Origin of the sequence: Cognatundibacterium crateris (assembly GCF_010078235.1) — a bacterium.
In the GTDB taxonomy this organism is placed as follows: domain Bacteria; phylum Pseudomonadota; class Gammaproteobacteria; order Burkholderiales; family Burkholderiaceae_D; genus Undibacterium; species Undibacterium crateris.
Map to the genome: position 1 here is coordinate 88499 of NZ_JAABOS010000010.1, position 25271 is coordinate 113769.

Annotated in this window: 21 protein-coding genes; 8 read left to right on the plus strand and 13 right to left on the minus strand. The window is 52.8% G+C overall.

Features of this window, described 5'->3' with window-relative positions:
* Window positions 1-12: 12 nt before the first annotated feature.
* Window positions 13-2154, plus strand: a complete 2142-nt coding sequence (gene lpdA / locus EYB48_RS16815) for a dihydrolipoyl dehydrogenase (protein ID WP_162021539.1) — start codon at window positions 13-15, stop codon at window positions 2152-2154.
* Between the two features lie 351 nt (window positions 2155-2505).
* Window positions 2506-3147, plus strand: a complete 642-nt coding sequence (gene tmpT, locus EYB48_RS16820; RefSeq protein WP_162021540.1) for a thiopurine S-methyltransferase — start codon at window positions 2506-2508, stop codon at window positions 3145-3147.
* Between the two features lie 53 nt (window positions 3148-3200).
* On the opposite strand, the gene EYB48_RS16825 is transcribed toward tmpT, so the two are convergent.
* Both EYB48_RS16825 and EYB48_RS16830 read right to left on the minus strand, forming a co-directional pair.
* Complete coding sequence (locus EYB48_RS16825; RefSeq protein WP_202927819.1) at window positions 3201-4232, minus strand: aldo/keto reductase; 1032 nt, start codon at window positions 4230-4232, stop codon at window positions 3201-3203.
* 1 nt (window position 4233) lies between these two features.
* Window positions 4234-4638, minus strand: a complete 405-nt coding sequence (locus EYB48_RS16830) for a MerR family transcriptional regulator (protein ID WP_162021541.1) — start codon at window positions 4636-4638, stop codon at window positions 4234-4236.
* Between the two features lie 577 nt (window positions 4639-5215).
* Here EYB48_RS16830 and EYB48_RS16835 point away from each other — a divergent pair.
* A complete protein-coding gene (locus EYB48_RS16835) occupies window positions 5216-6325 on the plus strand; it encodes an HD domain-containing phosphohydrolase (RefSeq protein WP_162021542.1) in 1110 nt (369 codons plus the stop codon).
* Between the two features lie 63 nt (window positions 6326-6388).
* Here the strand turns inward: EYB48_RS16835 and EYB48_RS16840 are convergent, their stop codons facing one another.
* The 5 genes from EYB48_RS16840 to EYB48_RS16860 are packed head-to-tail and all read right to left on the minus strand — an operon-like array spanning window position 6389 to window position 10955.
* Window positions 6389-7654, minus strand: a complete 1266-nt coding sequence (locus EYB48_RS16840) for a hypothetical protein (protein ID WP_162021543.1) — start codon at window positions 7652-7654, stop codon at window positions 6389-6391.
* A gap of 5 nt (window positions 7655-7659) precedes the next feature.
* Window positions 7660-8415 carry an outer membrane lipoprotein-sorting protein gene (locus EYB48_RS16845; protein WP_162021544.1) on the minus strand — a complete coding sequence of 252 codons (756 nt, stop codon included), beginning with the start codon at window positions 8413-8415 and terminating at the stop codon, window positions 7660-7662.
* Between the two features lie 13 nt (window positions 8416-8428).
* On the minus strand, window positions 8429-9658 hold the full coding sequence (locus tag EYB48_RS16850; protein WP_162021545.1) for an ABC transporter permease: 1230 nt from the start codon (window positions 9656-9658) through the stop codon (window positions 8429-8431).
* Window positions 9655-10326 carry an ABC transporter ATP-binding protein gene (locus EYB48_RS16855; protein WP_162021546.1) on the minus strand — a complete coding sequence of 224 codons (672 nt, stop codon included), beginning with the start codon at window positions 10324-10326 and terminating at the stop codon, window positions 9655-9657. The genes EYB48_RS16850 and EYB48_RS16855 overlap by 4 nt, the downstream gene beginning before the upstream one ends.
* Entirely contained in the window at window positions 10323-10955 is a 633-nt protein-coding gene (locus EYB48_RS16860) for a hypothetical protein (RefSeq protein WP_162021547.1), read from the minus strand. The genes EYB48_RS16855 and EYB48_RS16860 overlap by 4 nt, the downstream gene beginning before the upstream one ends.
* A gap of 332 nt (window positions 10956-11287) precedes the next feature.
* On the opposite strand from EYB48_RS16860, the gene EYB48_RS16865 reads away from it, so the two are divergent.
* Complete coding sequence (locus EYB48_RS16865) at window positions 11288-11875, plus strand: TMEM175 family protein (RefSeq protein WP_162021548.1); 588 nt, start codon at window positions 11288-11290, stop codon at window positions 11873-11875.
* A gap of 12 nt (window positions 11876-11887) precedes the next feature.
* Here EYB48_RS16865 and EYB48_RS16870 read toward each other — a convergent pair whose 3' ends face one another.
* Genes EYB48_RS16870 through dapA form a run of 3 tightly spaced genes read right to left on the minus strand, consistent with a single transcriptional unit; the run spans window position 11888 to window position 13939 of the window.
* Window positions 11888-12439 carry a hypothetical protein gene (locus tag EYB48_RS16870; RefSeq protein ID WP_162021549.1) on the minus strand — a complete coding sequence of 184 codons (552 nt, stop codon included), beginning with the start codon at window positions 12437-12439 and terminating at the stop codon, window positions 11888-11890.
* A 12-nt stretch (window positions 12440-12451) separates the two neighbouring features.
* A complete protein-coding gene (locus EYB48_RS16875; protein WP_162021550.1) occupies window positions 12452-12967 on the minus strand; it encodes a hypothetical protein in 516 nt (171 codons plus the stop codon).
* A gap of 21 nt (window positions 12968-12988) precedes the next feature.
* Window positions 12989-13939 carry a 4-hydroxy-tetrahydrodipicolinate synthase gene (dapA, locus tag EYB48_RS16880; RefSeq protein ID WP_162021551.1) on the minus strand — a complete coding sequence of 317 codons (951 nt, stop codon included), beginning with the start codon at window positions 13937-13939 and terminating at the stop codon, window positions 12989-12991.
* Window positions 13940-14552: 613 nt separating this feature from the next.
* On the opposite strand from dapA, the gene EYB48_RS16885 reads away from it, so the two are divergent.
* Entirely contained in the window at window positions 14553-15548 is a 996-nt protein-coding gene (locus tag EYB48_RS16885; RefSeq protein WP_235935231.1) for an alpha/beta hydrolase family protein, read from the plus strand.
* A 133-nt stretch (window positions 15549-15681) separates the two neighbouring features.
* Window positions 15682-16506 (plus strand): DUF2189 domain-containing protein, encoded by an 825-nt coding sequence (locus EYB48_RS16890; RefSeq protein ID WP_162021552.1) that lies wholly within the window; start codon window positions 15682-15684, stop codon window positions 16504-16506.
* A 299-nt stretch (window positions 16507-16805) separates the two neighbouring features.
* Here EYB48_RS16890 and EYB48_RS16895 read toward each other — a convergent pair whose 3' ends face one another.
* Entirely contained in the window at window positions 16806-17300 is a 495-nt protein-coding gene (locus tag EYB48_RS16895; RefSeq protein ID WP_162021553.1) for a cupin domain-containing protein, read from the minus strand.
* A gap of 182 nt (window positions 17301-17482) precedes the next feature.
* Here EYB48_RS16895 and EYB48_RS16900 point away from each other — a divergent pair, with 182 nt between their 5' ends.
* Window positions 17483-18565, plus strand: coding sequence for a DUF5694 domain-containing protein (locus EYB48_RS16900; protein ID WP_162021554.1), 1083 nt, complete (start codon window positions 17483-17485; stop codon window positions 18563-18565).
* 318 nt (window positions 18566-18883) lie between these two features.
* Here EYB48_RS16900 and EYB48_RS16905 read toward each other — a convergent pair whose 3' ends face one another.
* Window positions 18884-19717 (minus strand): hypothetical protein, encoded by an 834-nt coding sequence (locus EYB48_RS16905; RefSeq protein WP_162021555.1) that lies wholly within the window; start codon window positions 19715-19717, stop codon window positions 18884-18886.
* 242 nt (window positions 19718-19959) lie between these two features.
* The gene (locus EYB48_RS16910; RefSeq protein ID WP_162021556.1) at window positions 19960-23268 is read right to left on the minus strand and encodes a S41 family peptidase; all 3309 of its coding nucleotides are present in this window, start codon (window positions 23266-23268) and stop codon (window positions 19960-19962) included.
* 192 nt (window positions 23269-23460) lie between these two features.
* Between EYB48_RS16910 and EYB48_RS16915 the strand changes: the two genes are divergently transcribed.
* Window positions 23461-25239 carry a glycoside hydrolase family 44 protein gene (locus EYB48_RS16915; RefSeq protein ID WP_162021557.1) on the plus strand — a complete coding sequence of 593 codons (1779 nt, stop codon included), beginning with the start codon at window positions 23461-23463 and terminating at the stop codon, window positions 25237-25239.
* The last annotated feature ends 32 nt before the right edge of the window (window positions 25240-25271 follow it).

Genomic DNA, 25271 nt, shown 5'->3' on the forward strand with positions numbered 1-25271 from the left:
GGAGAACCGGGCATGAGCACAATAGAAATCAAAGTTCCCGATATCGGCGATTTTAAAGAAGTTGAAGTCATCGAATTGCTGGTTAAAGTCGGCGACAGCATCAAGGTCGATCAGTCTTTGGTCACCGTTGAGTCCGACAAAGCCAGTATGGAAATCCCATCCAGCCACGCTGGTGTGATCAAAGAACTGCGCGTCAAACTCGGCGACAAAATTGCTGAAGGCAGCTTGCTGCTGATCGTTGAGGCGGAAGCCGGCGCTGCAGCAGCACCGGTCGCAACAACAGCAACAGCCGCACCTGCAGTTGCTGCTCCGGTTGCCGCACCAGCTGCCGCCGCAGCTGTGACTGCGCCAGTTGCCGCGCCTGCGGTGCTTGGCATCGTTGAAGTCAAAGTACCTGATATCGGTGATTTCAAAGAAGTTGAAGTCATCGAATTGATGGTCAAAGTGGGCGATACCATTAAAGTGGATCAGTCTTTGATCACTGTGGAATCCGATAAGGCCAGTATGGAAATTCCATCCAGCCATGCGGGTGTGGTGAAAGAAGTCAAAGTCAAAGTCGGCGACAAAGTTGCTGAAGGTTCTGTGCTGTTGTTGGTCGAAGCTGCAGGCGCTGCAGCTTCGCCAGCTGCTGCATCAGCATCTGCACCAGTAGCTGCGCCTGCAGCTGCCGCGCCTGCCACAACTGCGCCGGCAGTACCAGCTCCAGTCGCGTCTGGCTATTCCGGTCAGGTCGATATTGAATGCGACATGATGGTTCTGGGTGCGGGTCCTGGCGGCTATTCAGCTGCTTTCCGTTCGGCGGATCTGGGTTTGAATACCGTGCTGGTAGAAAAATATTCTACGCTGGGCGGTGTTTGCCTGAATGTAGGTTGCATTCCATCTAAAGCCTTGTTGCACGTGGCGGCGGTGATCGACGAAACCTCGCACATGGAAGCGCTGGGTGTCAGTTTCGCGAAACCGGCGATTGATATCGACAAGCTGCGCGGTTACAAAGAAAGCGTCATCAAAAAAATGACTACAGGCCTGGCTGGCATGGCTAAAGCCCGTAAGGTCAATGTGGTGCAAGGCGTGGGTCAATTCCTGAGCCCTTACCATATCGAAGTGACTGCAGCTGACGGCAGTAAAAAAGTCGTGCAGTTCAAACAGGCGATTATCGCTGCCGGTTCTTCCGTTGTGAATTTGCCCTTTGTTCCGGCTGATCCGCGCATCGTTGACAGTACCGGCGCGCTGGAATTGCGTCAGGTACCGAAACGCATGCTGGTCATTGGTGGTGGCATCATCGGTCTGGAAATGGCGACCGTCTATTCCACGCTGGGTGCACGCATCGACGTGGTCGAAATGATGGATGGCCTGATGCAGGGTGCCGACCGCGATATGGTGAAAGTCTGGCAGAAGCATAATGAAAAACGCTTTGACAATATCATGCTCAAGACCAAAACCGTGGGCGTGGAAGCGCTGCCGGAAGGGATTAAAGTCACGTTCGCTGCTGCCGTCGAAGGCGAAGCCGCACCTGCACCGCAACTCTATGATTTGGTACTGGTCGCAGTTGGCCGCAGCCCGAACGGTAAAAAAATCGCTGCCGACAAAGCAGGCGTGGCAGTGACAGACCGTGGTTTCATCAACGTCGACAAACAAATGCGTACTAACGTGCCGCATATCTTTGCGATTGGTGATCTGGTCGGCCAGCCTATGCTCGCGCATAAAGCCGTTCACGAAGCACATGTGGCAGCCGAAGCAGCGGCCGGTGAAAAAGCCTATTTCGATGCACAGGTCATTCCTTCTGTGGCCTATACCGATCCGGAAGTGGCCTGGGTAGGCGTGACTGAAGACGAAGCCAAAGCCAAGGGCATCAAAGTTGAAAAAGGCGTCTTCCCATGGATGGCCTCGGGTCGCGCTGTGGCGAATGGCCGTGATGAAGGCTTCACCAAACTGATCTTTGATGCAGAAAGCAAGCGCATCATCGGCGGTGGCATAGTCGGTACCCATGCCGGTGACATGATAGGTGAAGTTGCGCTGGCGATAGAGATGGGTGCAGATGCCGTGGACATCGGTAAAACCATCCATCCGCATCCTACGCTTGGTGAATCGATAGGCATGGCAGCAGAAGTCTATAAAGGCGTTTGCACAGACTTACCGCCTCAGCGTAAGAAGTAAGCTCCGCTAAGGATTGCGACCCTGGTCGCAAAGCTGGCAAACAGACCCCGTCTTTGCAGAAGGACGGGGTTTTTTTTCAGGCGGGTAGCGCGTCCGCTGTATGTGTTTTACGCTTTTTGTGCAGGGCGATACGCATTAATTTTTGGAATTGGCTACATTCAATATGCCGCGTGGCAGGACAGTCAGCAGCGTGTATGCTGAAACAGTGATTATGCATTCTGACTTGACCTTGAGTTGTTATTCTTTTTCAGGCAACGCATATTCAAACTGCGATCTGGCCGATGTCGAAGTCGATGCCGATGCAAGTGCATGCAGCCTTGATTCAGACCGCATAACTTCAAGGGAAATAAAATGGAAGCAGAATTCTGGCACGGCAAATGGGAACGCGAAGAAATCGCCTTCCATTTGGCGCAAGCGAACCCCCTGTTAACTCAGCATGTTGCCAGTCTGCAGCTGGCACCGGGAGCGCGTGTATTTTTGCCGCTGTGTGGCAAGACGCTGGATATCCACTGGCTCAGACAAGGTGGATACCGGCTGGCTGGCATCGATCTCAGCGAGATCGCGATCCGCGCATTATTTGAAGAATTACAGCTGCAGCCGCTCATTACGCAGCATGCTGGTTTATTACGCTTCAGTGCAGACGGTATCGATATGTTTGTCGGTGATTTTTTCAGCCTGGACGCGGCTTTGTTGGGGGCTGTCGATGCGGTGTACGACAGAGCTGCACTGGTGGCTTTGCCGCCAGCCATGCGTGCCGCCTATAGCCAGCATCTGCAGGCGCTGAGCCAATATGCTGCGCAATTGCTGATCACTTATGAGTATGAACAGACGCTGGCAGACGGGCCACCATTTGCGGTGTTGGCGTCAGAAGTACAGCAACATTATGCGCAGCACTATCAGCTCAGTCATCTGACACGTGTAGCGGTTGCCGGTGGCATCAAAGGCAAAGCCCCCGCCACCGAATCAGTATGGTTACTGCAGCCTCAAAAATGAGTAGCCTTTCGCTGTAGCAGAGCACGTTGCGCCATGAGCTCTAGAGTTAATAATCAGCCATTCAATACCCGCATGCTCTCCGCACTGTAACGTTCACCGGCAGCGGCGTCCGGCGGGAATAAGTGATTCAGCGTGGCCAGGTCGCTGGCATTCAGCTTGACTTGCAGGGCACCCAGATTTTCTTCCAGATAGCGGCGCCGTTTAGTGCCGGGGATTGGCACGATATGTGGGCCTTGCGCCAGTACCCAGGCCAGCGCCAGTTGTGAAGGTGTGCATAGATAGCTTTGTGCCAGCTGTCTGACCTGAGCGACCAGCGCCAGATTACGCGTGAAGTTCTCGCCCTGAAAACGCGGACTGTGGCGGCGGTAGTCATCTTCTGCAAACTGTTCAGGACTGGTCAGGGCTCCGGTCAAAAAGCCTCTGCCCAGCGGGCTGTAAGGCACAAAGCCTATGCCTAAGCGCTGACAGGCGGCCAGCACGCCGGCTTCCGGGTCTCGCGTCCACAACGAATACTCGCTCTGTACCGCAGTCAGCGGGTGTACCGCATGGGCGCGTTCTATGGTGGCGACTGAGGCTTCTGATAAGCCTAAGTAGCGTACTTTGCCAGCACGCACCAGATCCGACAGCGCACCCATGGTTTCTTCGACAGGAATCTGGCGGTCTATCCGGTGCTGATAATACAGGTCGATATGATCAGTTTGTAAGCGGCGCAGACTGCCTTCTACCGACTGACGTATATAGTCTGGACTGCCATTCACTCCGCGTGCATGTGGATGCGCCGGATCGCGTACGATGCCGAATTTAGTCGCCAGAAAACATTGCGAACGCTTGCCCTGCATTGCGCGGCCTATCAGTTCTTCATTGGTATAAGGCCCATACATATCGGCGGTGTCGAGCAGGGTGATGCCCAGTTCCAGCGCACGGTGCAAGGTGGCGACCGATTCTGCATCGTCACGACCAGCGTAAAAATCGCTCATACCCATGCAGCCTAAGCCGATGGCGGATACGCGCGGTCCGTTTTTTCCCAGCTCGCGCATGGGGATGGTGCTGATTGAGGCAATTTCATTGTGAGGTCGTGTTTGCATATCATGGCTCCTTGTGCCTTATCTGGACCGCATTACCCAGCTCCAACTCTTCATACATCGCGATCTTGCGCTGTAAGACTTGCAGGTTGCTGTGTAATTCAGCCAGGTTCTGTTCCACGCTATGCGTATGCGCAATCAGCAAAGCTTTGCGTGCAGCCACACTCTGAACGGTATTTCCTTGCCGCCGCCATGCCGCATATTGCAGCATGTCGCGTACCGGCAAACCGGTGCGGCGCAGCTTGAGCAGGAACGCTATCCACAGCAAATCTTCTTCGCGAAATAAGCGGTGGCTATTGTCGCGCCGGCTGATGGGATCGAGCAAACCGATGCGCTCGTAATAGCGCAAGGTATGCACACTGAGTCCGGTCGCTGCGGCGGCCTGTTGTATCGTCAGAGTCGTGGTCATGGGTATAGTCTGGGGGTTGGAGTGCACTCTAAGTCAACTAGCATAGTAAATTGTTTGCGAAAGACGTACTTACTGAGCTAGTCGAGTAGTTTCCTAACTTTGTGTATGCTATTTATTATTCATCTCTTTTTTGCAATTTGATAAAGGAAAAAAGACTGCATGAAAATCACTATCATCGTTGGACTATCAGCTAGTTTTTCGATTATGCTAAAAAAAATGCTATTCATTTAAATCTCCAAAAAGTAAAAAAAATAACTGCTCGAATTTCCTGGCAGTTACATCATTTGATGGACTAAAAGCCTATGAGTAGATGAGATGGCGGCTTTCTTATCCAATTGTGCAACCGAAGGCCAATGAGCTAAAAACCAACATTAATTCGTAAATCTCAGCAAAAATATCGCCCGACATTTCGGTCTGTACCGGAATGCTGTCCAAGCTCTCCGAATTGCACTATAGTAAGAACAACTGCGTGCTGCGTAACAACGCCTGTCTGACGCGCATATTGCCTCTCTGCTGTACCCCTAAGCTGTGTCATGTCCTTTAACCTTGCCAACTCAGTTACTGAAAGCCGGGAAATATGAACACTACCGTACAGAGTAATTTCTTCACCTGCCCTGAGTTCCTGAAAATGGAACGCACCATCATTGATGATTTTGTCGATTGCACACGTGAGTGTTGTATCGAAGTGGATTCCTGCGTCAAGGCTCTGAACCGCCATGGTGGCTCGGAATACATACATCGTATGTTCCGCTCCATGCACTCGCTCAAAGGCAATTGCCAGATGGTGGGACTGGCGCCATTCAATGCGCTGATGCACAGGATAGAGGAAATTTTTTCTGTGCTGCGCGCGCATCCGGAACAGTATTTTCCTGAGCTGGGTGAGTTTTTACTGCTGGCGACCGATGAAATTGAACAGTTACTCATGGAGCTGATTAATGAAGGCGCTGGTGACGAGCAGCGGCGTGCACGGCTGGCAGCTGTGTGTGAGGAATTACAAAAACGTAGCGCCGCGGGTTTGCGCTCTGAGTATTTCCGCGATGCGATTATTGCCTTAGGCGGCAGGGTATCTTCCAAAACTGAGCCAGCCAAGACTGAACGCACAGTACAGGCGCTGCCTGCTGATCTGGTGCTGATGCAAAACTGGGCTTCTTATATCGATAATCTGAGCATTTTCCGTAAAAATCGCAGTACGCAGACGGTGCAATTGGCAGAGGCACTGAATCAGGCAGTCGGTACGGTGGTCGACCCGGATCAGTTACAGGCAGCGGTATTAATGCATGACTTAGGGATGGCCTTTATTCCTCACTCCATCTTTAACAAAGAAGGACATCTTTCACGTGAGGAGCAGCGCATCATCCAGGAACATGTGCTGATCGGATATCAGATGTTGCAGCGTTTTTCCGGTTGGGATGAAGCTGCAAAAATGGTGCTCGATCATCACGAGTTCTATGACGGCAGCGGTTATCCGAATCGTTTGAGTGGTGAGCAAATCCATCCCGGCGGCCGCATGCTGGCGATTATCGATACCTTCTGTTCGATCACAACGGAACGTTCAGACCGTAGTTATAAAAAGAGTCTGCTCAGCGCCATTTCAGAAATCAATGCCAATATCGAAGTGCAGTTTGATCCCAAGCTGGTGACCGCCTTCAATGATGTGGTGCGTGGTTTGATGATGAAACAAAATTAGTCTCAGGGCTGAGCTGCCCTGAGTTCGCAATAACGACACTGAAGGCTGCATCCAGGCCGTATTTCAGAACGCCCAGTTAGCCGCAACATAGGCGCTGTGGCTGCCAGGCAGCTGTCGGACTACCGCCTGTTGCGGGCCATTCAGCAGACGCAGACCGGCCTGCCAGCGCCAGCGGTCACCCTGCCATTCCACACTGAAGCTGCTGATTCTGCCGCCATCTTCCGGCATCCACAGCACGTCGATGGCCGTCTGCCAGGCTTCTTGCTGATGGCTCCAGCGTGCAAACAGATTGTGGCGGCGCAGATTGCTGGCTGCGTTGAATGCGGTATTCTGCCAGGCCAGATTCGCAGCCGCCGCTGTCTGCCATCCAGCTTGCCTTGCGATCACTTGCAAGCGCTGGTTATGCTGCAGCCACTGCTGCCAGTCAGACTGGCTGCGCGCACTGCCGTCATACCAGTATTCCAAAAAAAAACTATGCTGATCTTCAGTGGTCAGATTCGCCCCCAGCAACAACTGGCTGACTTGCTTTTGCATGCCCCATTGCCAGGGCGTGCTGCGTGCCAACCCGCTGCCACCCACATACTGAAGCTGGTTTGCCTGTTGCTGGTAACGCAGCGAGCCATGTAATTCCATCGCATCGTTGGCGACCCAGGAAAAGGCCGCTCCCAGACTGGCCTGAGTCTGCTGACCATAACGTGCAAAGCCATGCCAGTCCACATTGCCGCTGCGTTGATACCAGCGTGCCGCCAATGCCTGCTCCTGATCACACTCGCAGTTGTTCTGGTGTGCGGGATGCACCCAGACCAGACTCAGTGCCTGCTCAGCCGTAAAATAATCCAGACTGACCAGCGGCTTACCTATCGCGGTCTGGCTGATCAGACTGCGCCGGGTTTCCTGCTGAATCACATCATTCGGGCGAAAGCCATAACCCACATCCCAGGCGATGATTTTTTTACCCGCGCTCAATTGCCAGGCACCCAGATCCAGATTGCCATACAGCTCATTCAGCCATGCCGTGGCATGAGAGGCATTGCCATCATTTTTTTCTGCATGGGTAGTCACCGTGCTGTGCAGATTCCGGTATTGCGCCTTCAGTTCCAGCTCAGTTTGTAGGCTGCTTTGCACAGTGCTGATGAGGCCGGGTTGCAGTTGCTCTGCCTGCGCAGCCGGGCCGCCAGTATTGCGCCGGGTCGAACTGAGCAAAGTGCGCCAGTTGCCGCTATAGCTGAAATCGTTTTCTGCGGCCTGTGCCGGTGGCATCAGCCAGCCTGATAACAGCAATGCGGCTACCAGGCCGGGGCCAGAGCGGGAAGGTTTGAGTGCAGACATGAGGCTCACTCCAATACCGGATTTTTCGCCAGGAACATGGGATTCAGCCATGCTTCCGGTACGGTTTTCGAATGGCGGCTCAGATAGCGTATGCGTGTCTCTTTGTGGCTGCTGAGCTGATCGCTCAGGCGCATTTCCACTACCGCAGACGGAGCCTGCGTTTTATCCATCACAAAGCTCGCTTGTTTCGCCAGCTTCTCAGATTGCACGTATAAGTCAGCTTTGAGTGGTTCGTAATATTTTTTACCTACCCACAGTTCTATATGCTGATAGGCCAGACTTTTACGACTCGCATCCAGCCGCAAATGCAGGCAGGGCTGATTGCCGCATACTTCCTCGCCGCTCAGGGTGGCTTGATAATCATCGGCCCAGTTCATGGTCGCGATATCGCCGACCGAGGCATCACCGAGTAATTTCTGCATTGCTGTGATACGCATGGGGCGCTGACTGCCCGGCAGCAGCATCCAGAAATCATCGCACGACATCAACACCTTTTGTCCTTTTTCCGCCGGGCTTTGCATCAAGACCAGTGACTGGCGCTGGGCCTGGCTATACACGCGGTATTTGCGTTCTTTTTCCAGCGTTCCATCACGCAGATAGGTAGTGATTTCGGTTTCAACCTGCATATTGCCGCCACCGGTGCGCAGCTGATCGGTGGTTTTGATGATCTGGCTCACCTCAGTGGCCTGTGCGGCGCTCAGACTGAACAGGCAGCCCAGTGTCAGGAGGGTGATGCAGCCAGGGTAGCGTAAGTTTTTCATGATCTTTTCCAGTTCAGGTATGGGCCAGCGCATCAACCACAGGCTGGTTCAGGGTACGGCGCGCAATCAGTGCAGAGGACAGCATGGACAGTACAATCATGCCGCTGATAGTCAGCACATACATGTTCAGGTCCAGACTGATCAGCAAGGGATAACCGGTAGAGCGGCCGGGTGGTGGCGGCATTTGCACCGGGAACACGGTCAACAGCAAGGCTACAGCGACTGCGATGGCTGCGCCCAGTAAAGCACCACTGCCACCGAGGAACATGCCTTCATACGAAAAACTGCGTATCAGTTCGCCGGGCAGGGTACCCATGGCACGCAGACTACCGGTTTCGCGGGTTCTTTCTATGATGGCCATCGCCATCGCATTGGCCACCACAAACACCACGATCAGGCTGATGATGAAACCCAGCGCACCGAAAATCCGGTTATACAATTCCCGCACCGATTTATAGAAAAAAGCCTGATCTTCCCAGTTCTGTATGGTGAGCCCGTTCAGTTGTTGCCGCAGTCTTTGCTGCGCTTCCGGCGTCGCCTGCATGCTGTTCAGGAATACGCCCAGACTGCTGACCTTATCGGTATGCAGCAGACTTTGTGCGGTGTGGATGCCGGTGTAAATCAGACGTTTGTCGATGTCGGGTATGCCGGTAGTGACGATGCCACGCACATTCACATCCATGGCATTCAGCGCGCCCTCTGTGGTGCTGACCATCAGTGTGAGATTGCTGCCGGGTGTGGCTTTCAGACTGCGCGCCAGGGCTTCGCCGATAACAATGTCGGTACTATTCGGGTCTTGCAGTATGCTGCCAGCCACGACTTTGAGGAAAGGACCTTTGACGGCAAACTCTGCATCTGCATCTATGCCTACGCCCAGCATAATGGTGGACTTATCGCCATTGCTGATCAATCCGCTGAATTCTACGCGTGGCAGTACATAACGTACCGCAGGGTCGCTCAGGATTTGCTTATCCAGCTGTGCCACATTGCTGAGTCCATATTGCAGCGGTGTGTCTTCTTCTTTATCAAAGTGCTCTGCCGTACCGACGATCAGATGCCCGCTGCTGCGCGCGGCGGACTGCGCCAGACCTTCGTAAGTCGAATAAGCGAAACCACCTGCGAGCAGTAATGCAGCCGACCCCAGTGCGGCGACACTGACGGTGACTAAAGAGCGGCGCCGGTTGCGCAAGGCATTGTGAAAGGCAAAGCGCAGCCAGGTGCTTTCTAAACCGAATTGTTTCATTGCAGTCTCCCATCCAGTAAATGCACAATACGGTCAGCACGACGGGTTAAACGCTCATCATGACTGGCGATCACAAACGCCGCTCCTTCAGCCTGACCGCGTTCACGCATCAGGTCCAACACCTGATCTGCGGTGACTGAGTCCAGACTGGCTGTCGGTTCATCGGCGATCACTAAAGCCGGACGTTTGATCAGTGCACGCGCAATTGCTACCCGCTGGCGCTGGCCGCCGGACAAGGCATCCGGCCTGTGCTGCGCATGTTCTTCCAGCCCTACCGCCTTGAGTTGTGCCGCCACTCTGGCTTTGCGCTCTGCTTCCGGCACGCCATTTAAGAACAAGGGATAGTCGACGTTTTCTGCCACCGTCATGACCGGTACCAGATTGAAACTCTGGAAAATAAAGCCTATGGTTTGACGTCTTTGCAGTGTCAGTTCGCGTTCGGACAAACTGGCGATATCGCTGCCCTGTATCACAACCTGGCCCTGATCGGCATGATCAATCAGCCCGCACAGATTCAGTATCGTGCTTTTGCCGCTGCCGGAAGGGCCGGTCAGGGCCAGCAATTCTCCCGCCTGCACTTGCAAATCCACGCCACGCAATGCACGCACCAGATGCTGACCCAGCTGATAGGATTTATGCACACCGTGCAATTCAATGACGGTTTTCATGCGCTTAATCCTTGCAGAAATTGTTTGGCTTTTTCTGCTTGCGGTGCCTGATTGCGTATCACTTCTTCCGCCAGTTTTTTTGCATCGGCATTGCGTTTTTGTTGCTGCGCCAGACGCGCCGCCCGCATCCAGACTTCGCCCCGGAAGCCCAGCTCTGCAGTCGACAACTGCGGATGGGCCAGTATGTCGTCCAGTAGTTTCTGGCCACGTGGCTGACGGTTCATGAATTCCGGCACTGCCAGAAACGTCGAGGCGGCGACAAATTTGACTTCCAGCAGTTGTAAGACATTGCCGTGCATTTGCGCCGGTTCTTTATCAGCCAACACCAGCGCCTTATCGATCATGGCCAGACCTTCTTCGGCATACGACATTTTTTTCCAGGGAAAGATGGTGGTGGTTGCCAGCTTGCTGGTTGCTGCACCGGTATACGCCATCAGCAAAGGCTGACCCGGCTCGGCTTTGAGCAAATCCTGAAAGGCTTTGGCGGCGCGCTCTTCATTGCCAGCGCTGGCGCGGAAGGCTTGAAACGCCGTCTGGAACTCAGGCTCGGAATAGGCATGCGCTTGCGGCATAGACAAAGCGTAAGCACACACAGTGAATAACAGGGCGGTCATCGATTGGCGGTACATGGTGTTCTCCTTGGTTGATCGGTTTGGGACTGATCGCAGCTTAAAGAGGGCAGACCTGGCCGGCGACTGAAATGCGACATATGGCGGCATCTTGTCGTGAATGCCTTTCCAGCTGGCGCGAAATGCAGGGCACACATCTTGTGCAAAAACTTAGGAGGAGAGAAGAAATATGTCTGTTTGATCATGCCAAGCTGTCCCGACTTGGGTAGACTGCTGGCTTTTAAACAGCCCGTTGCTTTTCCCTTGCTTTACCTGTCTGTTAGGCGGGATAGCTATCAACATCAGAGGTGAATAGCAACTGACGGCAGGATTGCAAACAACAGGAGATAAAAATGGGTAAAACCCGCTTAGAAGCATTCAGCGATGGTGTGATCGCGATCTTGATTACGATTATGGTATTGGAAATGAAGGTGCCACATGGCGCGGATTTATCGGCACTAATGCCTGTACTGCCGGTTTTTCTGAGTTATGTGCTGAGCTTTATTTATGTCGGTATTTACTGGAATAATCACCATCACATGATGCATACCTGCAAAAAGGTCACTGGCGGCATATTGTGGGCTAATCTGCATTTGTTGTTCAGCTTATCGCTGATACCGTTTGCCACTGGCTGGATGGGCGAGAATCATTTCGCCATGATGCCGGTGGCTTTGTATGGTGTGGTCTTGCTGTGGTCAGCATTTGCTTACTTTATTCTGCAGATTCTGATCATCCGCAGTCAAGGCGAGCATTCCTTATTGAAGCAGGCCGTGGGCAGCGACTGGAAAGGAAAAATGTCGCCAGTGTTATATTTAATCGGGATCATTTTTGCCTTCTGGATGCCACAGATTTCTATGCTCACGTATGTCCTGGTTGCCTTGATCTGGCTGGTGCCTGACCGTCGAATAGAAAGAGCGATTTCCGGCACCCATGAAGGCTAAGCCTGACGCTGTTTATTCGGCTATGGCTGGCGCTGTATTGCAGATACTTGTACTGTGAGTCCCTCCATGTAGCGTCAGCCTTAATTGCTGGCAAATTTGCGCCAGTGGTGCATATTGCTGCCAGTCTTGCTGAGTGATATCGGTCCAGACCACAATTTCCTGTTGGGTATTCCTGCTACGGATGTGTTGGACAGTATGGCTCAGCCATTTGATGCTAGGCAGATCCAAGTCCCTTGCGATGCAAGGAAATACGATACGGTCTGGTTGCCATTGTTTCAGAAATGCTTCTTTACATTGATGCTGCTGCAGATGCAGCAGCAAATCCTGATACGGCCCGGCAAGCTGATTGAGCTCGGTGGCGAGACTCCCGGCAGCAATCTGATAGGCAGGCGCGTTCAATTTCCATAGACGGATGTACCATCCATCACCGTTGTCTGCATGCAGCTGTTCAGCGGACAAGACATTCCGGCCATGCAGCGCACGGAATTGCGCAAGCGTCTTTAACAATTGGCGTGAGAAGCAGAGATGGGTTGTTTGAGGTGGTGCAATGATCTGGGTATACATGGCTGATTCCGGTTACGCGAAGTGGATCTGTTTCAGCATCATTAATGCAGCGTCGAGTAAGCAGATGATGAGCAGGCTAAGGCTGAGGAAATGTAAGGCGTGCAGCAAGTTCAAGTGATGCTGACGTGGCGTGATGCTGGTTGTTTGCGCGCAGAACAACAGAAAACTCAGAAGGCAAGTTAGCAGACAATTTAGCAGGAAAAAAAAGGTGATCAGGGCTTGCAGGCCTGGCGCAAGGTGTTTGCTGTGTACGATGAACAGCAGGGCTGGCATCATCACCGCGTAATACAGCATATTCTGCCTGACACAGCGCAGCTGGACTGAGCGGCTTTGTTTGCATAGCAGAGTACTGCTAAGGATGAAGAGCAGCAGCAAAGCGGTCAGCGCCGCCAATGGCTGATCCGGTAGCGCAAGCGCGAGTGGTGACAGCAGTATGAAACAAGCTGCACAGCGGCGTTTTTCAACACTGGCAGACGCAGACCATGAGGAAAAAAGCGCGGATTCAACATCAGATTGATGTAGCAACATAGTGAACTCTCCTGCCCGGTATCACACTACACAGCTGGGAAAAACCAAGTTAGTCCCGCGCTTTGCCGGGCTGATACCAGTCAGCTGCGGCGCCGGAATTTGCATGACCTTTCCCAGTTCCCTGGCCAGGTATTGTTTGCCGCTCGCTGACATCGGTGTCATCGGCAGACGGAATTCTTCTTTAGCCATGCCTAGCAAAGATAAGGCGGCTTTCAGCGGTGCGGGATTAGGTTCGCAATGTAATAAGCGGATCAGCGGAAACAATTGGTGAAACAGGATTAATGAGCGTGCTGTTTCACCTTGTCTGATCATGGCATACAGAGCGCAAAACAGGTCAGGGCGGATATGTGCCGCTGCCGAAATGGCGCCATGGCCACCGATAGAAAGAAAATCACTCAACAGGTGATCATCGCCACACATTAAGCGCAATGGCGATGTACGCAAAATTCTGGCTGCCTGCTCAAGCCGGCCGGAACAGTCCTTCATACCGATAATTTGTGGACAATCACTCAGTGCACTCAAGGTACTGGTTTCAATGTGTACGCCGGTACGTGCAGGTATGTTATACAGCACTATCGGCTGTTCAGTGGCTTCGCATAATGCACGGAAATGCAGGGCAATTCCTTCCTGTGACGGACGCACATAAGCGGGAGCAGAAATCAGATAGGCGTCGGGAGGGGTACCGAATTTTTCCAGACGCGTCAGTTTTTCTGCGACACGCTGGGTGTAACTGCCACCTATGCCCATCATGACGGGAAAACCGACCGGAACGACATCCTGTACTGCGGCCAGTATCTGGGCTTTTTCCCCCTCCGACAACATAGACGCTTCACCGGTCGAGCCGCAGACCACTAAGCCACTCACGCCGGCAGAAAAATAATGGCCTGCCAGTTTTTGTAAGGCCGGAACATCGACTTCAGCACCGGAAATGGGCGTAATTAAGGGTATCCAGATACCTTGCATTTGTTTCATAGTCATTTTTCCTTTTGTCTGCCAGTGGTCTGTTACTTGTGTTTTTTCGTCAGGCCCTAATATCTCTCAACAAAAATCTGTGAAATTTTTCCGAATTCAGCACTGGGCAATTCACGCATTAAGAGCGGAAAAAACATCTTGAGATTAACTTCGCTACTGATCAGAAATCGGGTAGCGCAACCATGATCCGCAGTTTGGGTACGCAGATAATTCAGCTGCTGCCCGCATAGCTGTATCAATAGCGCGCGCAGCCTTTGCTGGTTGCACTGTGCAACAACAATTTGCGTCAGATAAAGTGCTCTCTTTTTGCTATTCCTGCGCTGCATATGCGCCGCCGATGCTGGCAGTTGCAGATCAGGCATAGTGCTGGCTGGTGCTTGCATACATGACTCCTGTGAACGGGTGATGCTGACAAGAGAACGATATGCAAATTCATATAAAAATTGGCTAAAAACCAGCAGGTGAGATATAAAGCTTTTGTTAAGGCTGGCTTCAACAAATCTGTGGGTTCAGGTGTAACTGGACAGTGCTGTTTCTGGTCGGTTCTGATTTGAGTACCTGATTCCAAACCGCATCCCAGCCTATCATCTACGCAATAAGGAAACCAATACAAATGCGCTATCTGATGCTGAGTAAGAAAAATATATTGCAACTGTTGACCCTGTTGTTGACGCTGACTTGCCTGCTGCCGGGTGCACGCGCACAGCGCAGCGAGCAGGCGATTTCGCTGGATACTGGCAGCGGGATATTGCAAGCTAGCCTGATACTTCCGGCACAGCCCAAGCCTGCGCCGGTCGTGCTCTTGATTTCCGGCTCAGGCCCGACCGACAGGGATGGCAATTCGCTGGGGCTGCCCGGTAAAAACAATAGCTTGCGGCTGGTGGCTGAGCAATTGGCAGATGCGGGTTTTGCCACCGTGCGTTACGACAAACGTGGTGTGGCCGCCAGTCTGGCGGCGGGTAGTACGGAATCTGCGTTACGGTTTGAAAACTATGTCGATGATGCAGCCGCCTGGCTCGCGTATTTGAAGGCAGATACCAGGTTTTCTAAGGTCGCTGTGATGGGGCATAGTGAGGGCGCTTCTATCGCCGTGCTGGCAGCGCAAAAGCAGGCTGTGCATGCGCTGGTGGCGATCGCAGGCGTTGCGCAAAATCCAGCTGATGTTATTCGTTTGCAGTTACAGGCCAGTGGCATGCCTGCTGACTTGCTGGCGCAGGCGAACGAGGCACTCAGCAGTCTGAAGGAAGGCAAGACCGTGTCCGATACACCGGCGGCCTTGGCAGCATTATTCCGACCCAGTGTGCAGCCGTTTTTGATTTCCTGGTTCCGCTATACCCCGGCACAGGAAATGGCACGTTTGCAGTTGCCAGTGCTGATTGTGCAGGGCGATCATGATATCCAGGTCGGCACCGAACAGGCGCAGGCACTGAAAGCCGCTTTACCTGCTGCGCGACTGGAAATCATCGGCGGCATGAATCATGTGCTCAAGCTGGCGCCGGCTGAGCGCGCCGCTAATATCGCCACTTATATGAATCCGGAATTGCCACTCGCACCGCGCCTGCTGCCGGTGCTAAAAGATTTTCTGAATCCGCTCATGGCGCCTCATTGAGCTGGAGCCAGCTATTGCACTGCAATGTAAGTTTCCTGAAATTTGCAACATTCCTGATTGCTAAAGCGCGCTGATCACCTTAGTATTGTTGCTACAAAAATGTGCATTTCCATACGGAAAAACAGGAGGCAGCATGAGCGACCAGGCACAGGGCAGAGGCGGCGACAGCGCGCCGCCGGATATTCGTACTATCATCGATAAAGAGTCTCCGTTTCCACCGGTGCGCCGGGTCGGGATGTTCAGGGCGCTACGCTGGTTACAAGCTGGCTGGCAGGATTTTCGTGCCTCGGGGGCGACCAGTATTTTCTACGGCATTTGCTTCGCACTTATGGGCATGGTGCTGAAGCTGGTGCTGCACAATGCACCCGAATATGTATCGGCACTCAGCTGTGGATTTTTACTGATCGGTCCCTTGCTGGCGCTGGGTTTATACGACATCAGCCGCCGTATGGAAAATCAGCGTTCAGGCTTGCTCGGCAGTGTGTTTTCTATGCGCGGCCGCTGGAGCAATATCGGCGTACTGGCGCTGGTATTGGCCGTCATCATGATGGTCTGGGCGCGCGCCTCGCTGGTGATTTTTGCACTGTTCTATAACAAGGGCATGCCCAGCATGCAAAGCTTTCTGAGCCAGTTATTCTCGCTCGACCACCTGGAGTTTGTACTGGTCTATGCCTGCATAGGCGCGGTATTCGCCAGCATCGTATTTGCGATTTCCTGGGTCTCGATACCGCTGATGCTGGACCGCGATACCGATGCGATTACCGCCATGATTATCAGCTGCGTCTCGCTGTTCATCAATGTACCGGCCTGCCTGTTCTGGGGGCTCTGCATCGTGGCGGCCGTGGTGATAGGCATGATGAGCTGGAATCTGGGACTGATCATCCTGATACCGGTCATCGGCCATGCCACCTGGCACGCCTACAAGGATGTGGTTGGTTACCCCGGTGAGCGCAGCTAGGGCCTGTTAACATTTAAATTACGTGTGCGAAAGGGGTAAAACAGCTGCAGGGCTAGGCGCAGCCCGCGCAACAGTGTAATCACTGTCAGCGGGATGCAACAACGCCATGCGGCTGTTTTACCCCTTTCCCTCCGGGTTCAAGCCAAAACGCGTGCTGGACTGCGTTGCGTGTCTTGTCAGGGGCACCAGCCCTGACGGCGACACACGCCTTGCCAGCCCACGTTTTGGCTTGAACGCATCTCGCAATTTAAATGTTAACAGGCCCTAGTTACACGCACTCCGGATTCGTGCCGGCAGCCTCAGTAAGGGCTGCCGTCTTTGTGGCTGAAGCGCCACTGGCCATCAATCATGCTCGCCTGTAAATCATCATCGGGATAGCTGACCTGATCGCCTGCACTGCGGTCACCGACTTCCAGATACACCACATCCTGCTCACTCAGATTAATCAGCTGATGCGCATTACCGCTGCCAGCCTGGAAGCCCGCGCACATCCCCGGTGCCAGCTGGGTCAGGCCTTCATCTGTTTTCAGGCTGGGATGACCGCTGATGATGTAGATGAATTCATCCTGCAGCGAGTGAGCGTGACGTAAGGCCGATATCGCACCCGGTGCCAGCCGCGTCAGATTCACGCCAAACTGATTCAAGCCAAACAGCGTCCCTAAAGGCTGCTTGCTGCGGCCTTCCATTAACAAAGAAAACTGTTCCGGGTACAGCGATTTGACGGTACGCAAAGGCGCACTGTCGGCGACAATGGCCAGGGGTAAGCCGGATGGCTGGTTTGCTGGTGTAGACATACGAGACTCCTGAGATACTTGATTTGTTTTCTGGACAATGCGACAGTTTAGGGGCTCTTTGTTTCCCGATTACAGTGATGACACTGCTGTGCGGGATACGCCCGACCTTGTAAGCGTTTTATCCTGTCGCCTCAAGAGGGTAAAACATTCTCTTTGAGGCGATTTCATTAAAAGGAAACAGGATGATCAAAATCTTAGCACTCCTTAGCGCCCTTGTTTCAGCGACGGTGTTTGCGGCACAAGCTGAAGCGCCCGCCTTCAATCCCAGTCAGCTGAAAAGGACGGCCAGTGCAAAGCCAAATGAAGTGCTGGTACTGGGGACGCCGCATTTTTCGACATTACCGGCCAGTTTTCAAGCCCGCTCTCTGCAGACGCTGATCAGCCGTCTGCAAGCCTGGCAGCCCAGTATCATCACCATTGAAGCGCTGTCCGGCAGCCAGTGTGACTATATGCGTCGCTATAGCGCACGATATGCCGACGCAGTGAAGTCCTATTGCTGGGACACCACAGCGGCGCACAAGGCAACCGGACTCGATGTGCCTGAAGCGACAGCTGAAATGACGCGATTGCTTGCTGCCTGGCCGACGGCTCCCAGTGCGGATCAGCGACGTTCGCTGGCTGCCGTATTTCTGGCTGCCGGTGAGCCAGTCTCTGCGCTGGTGCAATGGTTAAAGCTGCCTGCGGCCGAGCGGCGTGCGGGTAACGGACTGGACCAGATACTTACTGAAAAACTTCAGGGCTTAGCTGAAAAGCGCAGTGAAAATACTTTGCTTGCCGCGCCGCTGGCGGTGCGCCTGGGGCTGGAGCGCGTCTATGCGATTGATGATCATACGGCGGATTCTGTTTCTGCAGATGAGGCAGACAATAAGGCTGCTGGCGACATCATGCAACGGCTATGGGACAATCCTGCAACAGCCTGTCGACTAAAGCAGGACCAGGCACTGGAGTCCCGTTTAGATAGCGAGGAAGGCGTGCTGAATATGTACCGCGTATTGAACCGGCCCGACCAGGCCATGCTGGTGTACCGCAGTGACTTTGGCGCTGTATTGAAAGATCAGTCAGCCAGGCAATATGGCCGTACCTATGTCGCTTACTGGGAAACACGTAATCTGCGCATGGTATCGAATATCCGTGAGATTCTGGATCCATTGCCAGGACAGCGGGTGCTGAGCATAGTCGGTGCTTCTCATAAAGGATATGTTGAGGCTTACCTGCATATGATGCATGATGTGAAGATTAAAAGTGCGGCGGCTGTGTTGCGCTGACGTGCATACAGAATATTTAAGAAGATACGCATAGCCTAATAAGGCTACTGTGTTCAGCTCTCTCAAAATAATAAATCGTGCCTGTTGACTGGGCATACCTACTTTTTTTAGTTTATTGAGTGGCACTGATAAGTGCATCATTTGCATATGCTGATGTAACTGGCAATGTTATGTCGATAGGTGGTACTTTGGTGCATGCTGATAAAGTCGTTGAATTGATGAATGCGCATGGTGGATTAGACGCTAAATCAGTCCATACAATGACGGTTTTACAGCGCATCCTTTATTTGATCGTGAGGAAAGTTTTTCTTGGAAATATTATTGTTTAGAATTCTTTAACCAGCTTTGATAGATATCATTTGCTTCCTGCATCGCCCTTTCTGCATCAACTTTACTCAGTTTATTTTGCAGCTGAAACAGATAGTCCTGACTATAAATGCTAAATATTCCCATGTGATCGTCAATTTTCCGGATAGCAGCTGCGTATTTCAATGCCTGGTATGCGTTATTTTCAGTAATTCCGCTATTATCGGAAAACTCTTTTTGCAAAGTAATCAGGCTTCCGTAAACTCCGTTATCTGCATTGCTGCTTAATTGCGAAATGGCTTGCTTTTTCCACTCTACAACCAGAGGATCATCAGACCGATGACGTAGTGCAGATCGGTCGCCGAATGGGCCTAATTCCGCAAAACGTACGTCTGCACCTGATACGCCATTTTTTGCTGCAAAGGCTAAATGATCAAGACGCGAAGTACGCATGCGTTCAGTCATGTTTTTACATACTTCGGCTTCATCATCCATTTCTTCCTCTGTCATCGACCGCGTATTCGGAAATGAAAAAAATGGAATCGTTCCAAGTTTTTCGAAATCGATACAATTCTGTACGAGAATAAATGCTGAATATGCATCTGCTGGTTTGCCTGTCGCTATGAGTTTGTCGACCTGCTCAGAAATTGGACTTATTTTTTTTGCGCTGCTGGGAAAACTTTTCTCAACCGGGTAAGGGGCCGCTTGGGAAGAAATGAGGTGCGCTGTTTTCGTATATGCTGGCGTAGAGCTTGTATCGTTTTCAGTGTCTGTACGATGAACGAATTGAATAATGAGGGTGAGTATAAAAATTAAAAAAAGCCCGAAAAAAAATTTTGACTTCATTTTTGGTTTTTATCTCTTGCTGACTCAGGCGAAACAATGGACAAGTACGCGCGAATAGCGAGCGCTGCGTTGTTCGATATAGTGTATCTGCAAACCAGCGCAGCATCTAGTCCTGGATACATGGTGCGGAATTTTTTGAATTTGCGTCATTTTCCTTGAGAGTGATTTGAAACAGAAAAAAAGCCCGGTCATCGCAATGACCGGGCTTGTTGCTGATGCAGACTTAGCTTCTGGCAGCAGGTTTATTTCAGTGGTGGTATCGCTTGCGGCTGCAAAGCTTTAACCGGTTGCTCTTTGAGTTTGTCGCTCAGCATGCGGATGGCTGTTTCCAGTTGCTGGTCTTGGCCTATGAAGGTGGCATGTGGCAGGTTTTCTACTTCCACATCCGGTGCCACGCCTGTGCCTTCCACCAGCCACTGGCCATCCATGCTGAACTGCGCGGTTTCAGCGGCACGTATCATGCCGCCGTCCAGCAATGCATTATTGTCGGACAGCCAGACACCGGCACCGGCGGTGCGTTTACCTACCAGCGGGCCGAGTTTGAGTACCTTGATACCGGCTGCAAATGTCTCACCATCCGAGTAAGTCAGTTCATCCACCAGCACCACCAGATGACCACGGAAAGTCTGTTGCATATTGGTGTAAGGCGAAGTACCGGCACGTGACCAGAAGGCCCAGGTTTTACGCAAGAGTTTTTCTATGATCCAGCTGTCGATATTGCCACCACGGTTACGGCGCACATCGATGATCAGGCCATCGCGTTCGACATTGGCATAAAATTCACGCGCAAATGCATCGATGTCCTGGGCTCCCATTGCACGCAAATGCAGATAACCTATCTTGCCATTCGATGCTTGCTGTACCCGTGCTGCGCGACTTTGTTCCCAGTCGCTGTAACGCAGATTGGCATGCTTCATCATGCTGACCGGATGCACGATCACCTGATGCGGTGTCTGGTTTCCACGCTGGACTTGCAATAACACTTGCTTGTCGGCCTGATTCAGCAGCAGGTCAGAAATATCGCGTGCTTCTTTCGTGCTCTGACCATTCACTGCCAGGATTACATCGCCTTCTTTGATATTCACGTCGGGGCGATCTAAGGGCGAACGCTCATTCGGCAAATCCGGTTCGCTGCGGTAGATGTGCTCTACTTTATAGCCTTGCGCATTGCGGCTCAGCACGGCGCCGAGTGAGGCCGGCGTGCCTTCGCTGGCTGCGCGGCGCAAATCACCGGGGCGGAATTGCGAGTGCAGGGTGCCGACTTCGCTGACCATTTGCGCCAGCACGTCATTGAGTTCGGCACGGTCAGTTATGCGTTCTGCCAGCGGCGCATATTTGTCGCGCACCTTGAGCCAGTTGACGCCGCGCATCTGCGTGTCGAACAGGTAGTCGCGATGCATACGCCAGGCGTCGCCCAGCATTTGCTTCCATTCCAGCTTAGGATCGGACGGGAAACTCCAGTCCTGCACACTGACCTTGGCTTTGCTGATGTCATTCGGGAGTTTTGCACCGGCATCGACGATCAGGAATTCACCTGCGCTATTGCGCAACATAATATGCTTTTTATCCGCCGACAAATCGTACTGACGTATGCCGCTGATAAAGACTTCTGCCGTCGCACCCTGTTTGCTGAAGGCGATGGTTTTCAGGCTGGCGCGATCATCATTTTCACGCTCGAGTACATATAAGCGCTTGTCATCAACCGCCAGCTGACGGTAGTTACCCGCACTGACAGGAACCTGATACAGCCGGTCTGCCAGGCCTGCGTATTCAATCGCAGGAATTGCGGCACGAGCTGCAGGTTTGGCTGCGGCTTTGTCGGCGTTTTTGTCGTTGCCAGCTGCATTCGCGTTGTCTGCCGCTTTCGGTTCAGCTTTTTCTTCTGCTTTCGGGGCGGACTTGTTCAGCTCGTCATCTGCTTTGAACGCAAAACGATTTTTCGCCTGCAGTGCCAGTGCATAAATGCCTGTGCGTTTGTCAAAGGCCGGGCCCATATTGCGGTCACCCCAGGGGGAACGGTTCGCCACCTGGAAGTTACGCTCAGACAGGAAATACAGCCATTGTCCATCTGGCGAAAATACCGGCGATTGCGATTCAAAGCGGTCGCTGGTGACAAAATGCAGCTGACGGGTATCGAGCGCATACAAGGCAATCTGATTGCGTTTGATGCTGGTTGCAGAACGCACGATAGCCAGGGTTTTTGAGTCCGGTGACCAGACGATCTCTGCGTGATTACCGGCACCGGCTTTGCCTGCATCATCGATCAGCTGATTCTGTCTGGTGTTCAGATCGAGCAACCATAAGCGCCCGCGCTTATCGGTGTGCGCCAGATGCTTGCCATCCGGTGCAGGGAAAATTTGCAAGCGGTGGAAGTCACTGTCTTTCGTCAGTTGCTCGGCTTTACCGATGCCATTGGCCGGGAATTTCCAGATTTCGTTTTCACCGGTGGTATCAACGATCGCAAATACAGACTGATCATCATGCGAGAACACGGCGGCGCGCGCACGTGCCTGTTCCGGTATCGCCAGATCGATACGGCGCTGATTGCCGAGTCCGGCAATAGTGACTTTGCCACGCGCAGTGAACATCAGTTTTTCTGACTTGCCAGCTAATTCGGTATCGGTCAGATAATCCAGCGGTGTACGGATCAGGCGCTTTCTTTGCTGATCAAAATCCGACACCAGATCAATGTTGACTGTGCGGTCGGCTTTACTGTTGAGGTCGAATACATGCAGATCTGCGCCCAGCTGATATACGATCTTGCTATCGCCCAGGCTGGCACTGCGCACATCCCAGTCCTGATGGCTGGTGAGTGCTTTGGCATCGCTGCCATCCGGATTGGCGCTCCACAAATTGAATGCGCCGTTACGGTCGCTGACAAAATACAGGCGGCCCTGCCACCACATCGGACGGCGGTTATTACTGTTTTCATTACCGGCCAGGCGGACAGCCTCTTCTTTGCTTTGCAGATCAAAACGCCACAACTGGGCAATTGCGCCACCGCGGTAATGCTTGGCATTGTCATTGGTCATTTGCAGACCAAAGCGGGTGAAATACAGATAACGGCCGCTGTCATCCAGCACCGCTTCATTGGCATCGGCGACCGGGAAAATCCGGCGTTCCAGTGTTTTCGGATTGATCGCAGCAATCACGCGATGCGCGTTAGGACCGGTACTGTTGAGCGTACTGATCAAGACTTCACCCTGCGCGGTCCAGCCCAGTACATGCACCACATCGTTATCAAAGCTGATGCGCTTAGGCAGGCCACCCTGCAAAGGCATGACATACGCCTCAGTCGCGCCTTCATAGGAAGCGGCAAATGCCAGCCACAGGCCATCTTTGGATACCGCTGGCTGGATTTCCGCTGCCGGATGGGTGGTCAGACGCTGCGCCTGACCGCCTTGTACGCCAACCTTCCATAAATCGCCTTCTGCGGTGAACACCACAGTATCTGCATGGACGGTGGGGAAGCGGTAATAGCCGGGCGCAGCGACAGCATTGCTGACCAGACCGCTGAGGGCCAGAGTAAGTGCGATGTTGGACAATTTCATAGTGATTGTGAGGGTTTGATGGACGGGAAAAAACACCGAAAAGTTGCAATAAGATCAGGGATCTTCTCGCTAATCTGGTAATAGATGTTACCGAATTGTAAGAAAAGTTGAAATCAGGAAATTGGATGTTTATAACGTCCTCCGAATGCTAAGTATTTCCATGTGGAAACTAATTGCAAACAGGAGAGTGCGATGAGACCATCTGATTTGATGAAAGTTCTGGTAATTTTGGGGATGTCCACGGATATTTCTGTTTCTTACGCACAGAATGTGACATTTACGATTGACACCCAGGCCGAACGTAAAGCGATCAGCCCCTTGATTTACGGCTTCAATGCCTATGCCGACGGCAGCGGCCGCGCTGGCTGGGATGCGCATGGTGGACGCGCGAATCTGGAAAGCCTGAACCTGACCTCGCGTCGTATGGGCGGCAATAATATGACCAGCTACAACTGGGAAAACGGCGTCAGCAATTCCGGCGCAGACTGGTGTCACTCGTCGAATGCTGGCGTCAGCTATTCCAGCGGTGCCGGTAATCCGAGCCAGACTGCTGGTCTGGCCTACTATGCGCCGGGTGCGGCGATCAAGGCATTTCACGACCAGTCGCTGGCCTTGAATACCTTCTCTTTGCTGCAATTGCCCGCGGCAGGCAAATTACCTAAAGACATAGTCAATATGAACCCGCCAGGCAATTGCAATGGCTGGCCGCTGTGGCAGGATGCGCCCGGTGCATCGAATGCCGATGTTAATCGCTGGCTGACCATCGTCAATGATAAACCAGCCAGTGCCGGTGCCCTGAGCCTGGCACCTAACCTAAACGACAATGTGGTGTACATCGATGAAGAGCTGAACTTCATCATCAAAAAATACGGTAAGAGTTCGGCTGCGAAAGGCCTGAAAGGCTATGAGCTGGATAACGAGCCTGACCTCTGGCATTTGTGGCCTTCGCAATTTGGTAACGGTACCCACGAGCGCCTGTATCCGCAACTGAGCACCGTCGCTGACGTCGTGCAAAAAAATCTGGACCTCGCAACTACCATCAAACGGGTTGATCCGAGTGCTAAAACCTTTGGCCCTGCAGTCAGTGGCTACCTGGGTTTATTCAGCCTGTGGTCGGTGTGGGATGGCGCGCAGGCAAGGCAGCCAGCCGATTGGGGGCAATACAATGTGGAACCGTATATCTCGAAAAATACCGGTGACCGCTACCGCTACAACGGCATGACTTTTGCCAATGTCTATCTGGATAAAATGCGTCAGGCCTCGACCGCTGCCGGTAAGCGTTTGCTGGATGCCTTCTCCTTCCACTACTATCCGCAAGCCTCGTATGATCAGGCGACCCGGGTGCAGGCTTCACGCAGTCTGTGGGATGCGCAGTATGTGGAACCGACCTGGATCACGCAGCCTGGTTACGGTTTTACCGACGGCCGTGGTATCGCCTTACTGCCTAAGTTACAGAAATCCGTGGCTGACTTTTATCCGGGCACCAAACTGGCCGTGACGGAGTATGACTTCGGCGGACGTGATGATGTCACCGGTGCTGTGGCGCAGGCGGATGCACTGGGGGCATTCGGTAAGCAAGGCGTGTATCTGGCGAATTATTTTGGCGATGTAGAAGGCTATATCGGCGCGGCGTTTAAATTATTCCGCAACTACGACGGGAATAAGTCCGTGTTCCCTGAAGTCTCGGTCAAAGCTGTGTCCACCAATAATGGCAATGGCACTGTCTATGCTGCCGTCAGCGCCACAGACCCGAACACCCTGCACATCATCGCGATCAACCGCCTGGCAACGCCGATCACCGCCAGCGTGCAAATTAAAAATCCTGTGCTGTTTAATTATGTACAGGCCTGGGGCGTGGATGCCAGCGGCCCGCAAGTCACAGCACGCAATGTACAGGCCACGATTACACAAAACAATTTCAGCACCAGCCTGCCCGGCTATTCAGTGATGCACTACGTGCTGAAGCCCTGATTCCTGCCCCGGCAATTCAGCGCGGACTTTCC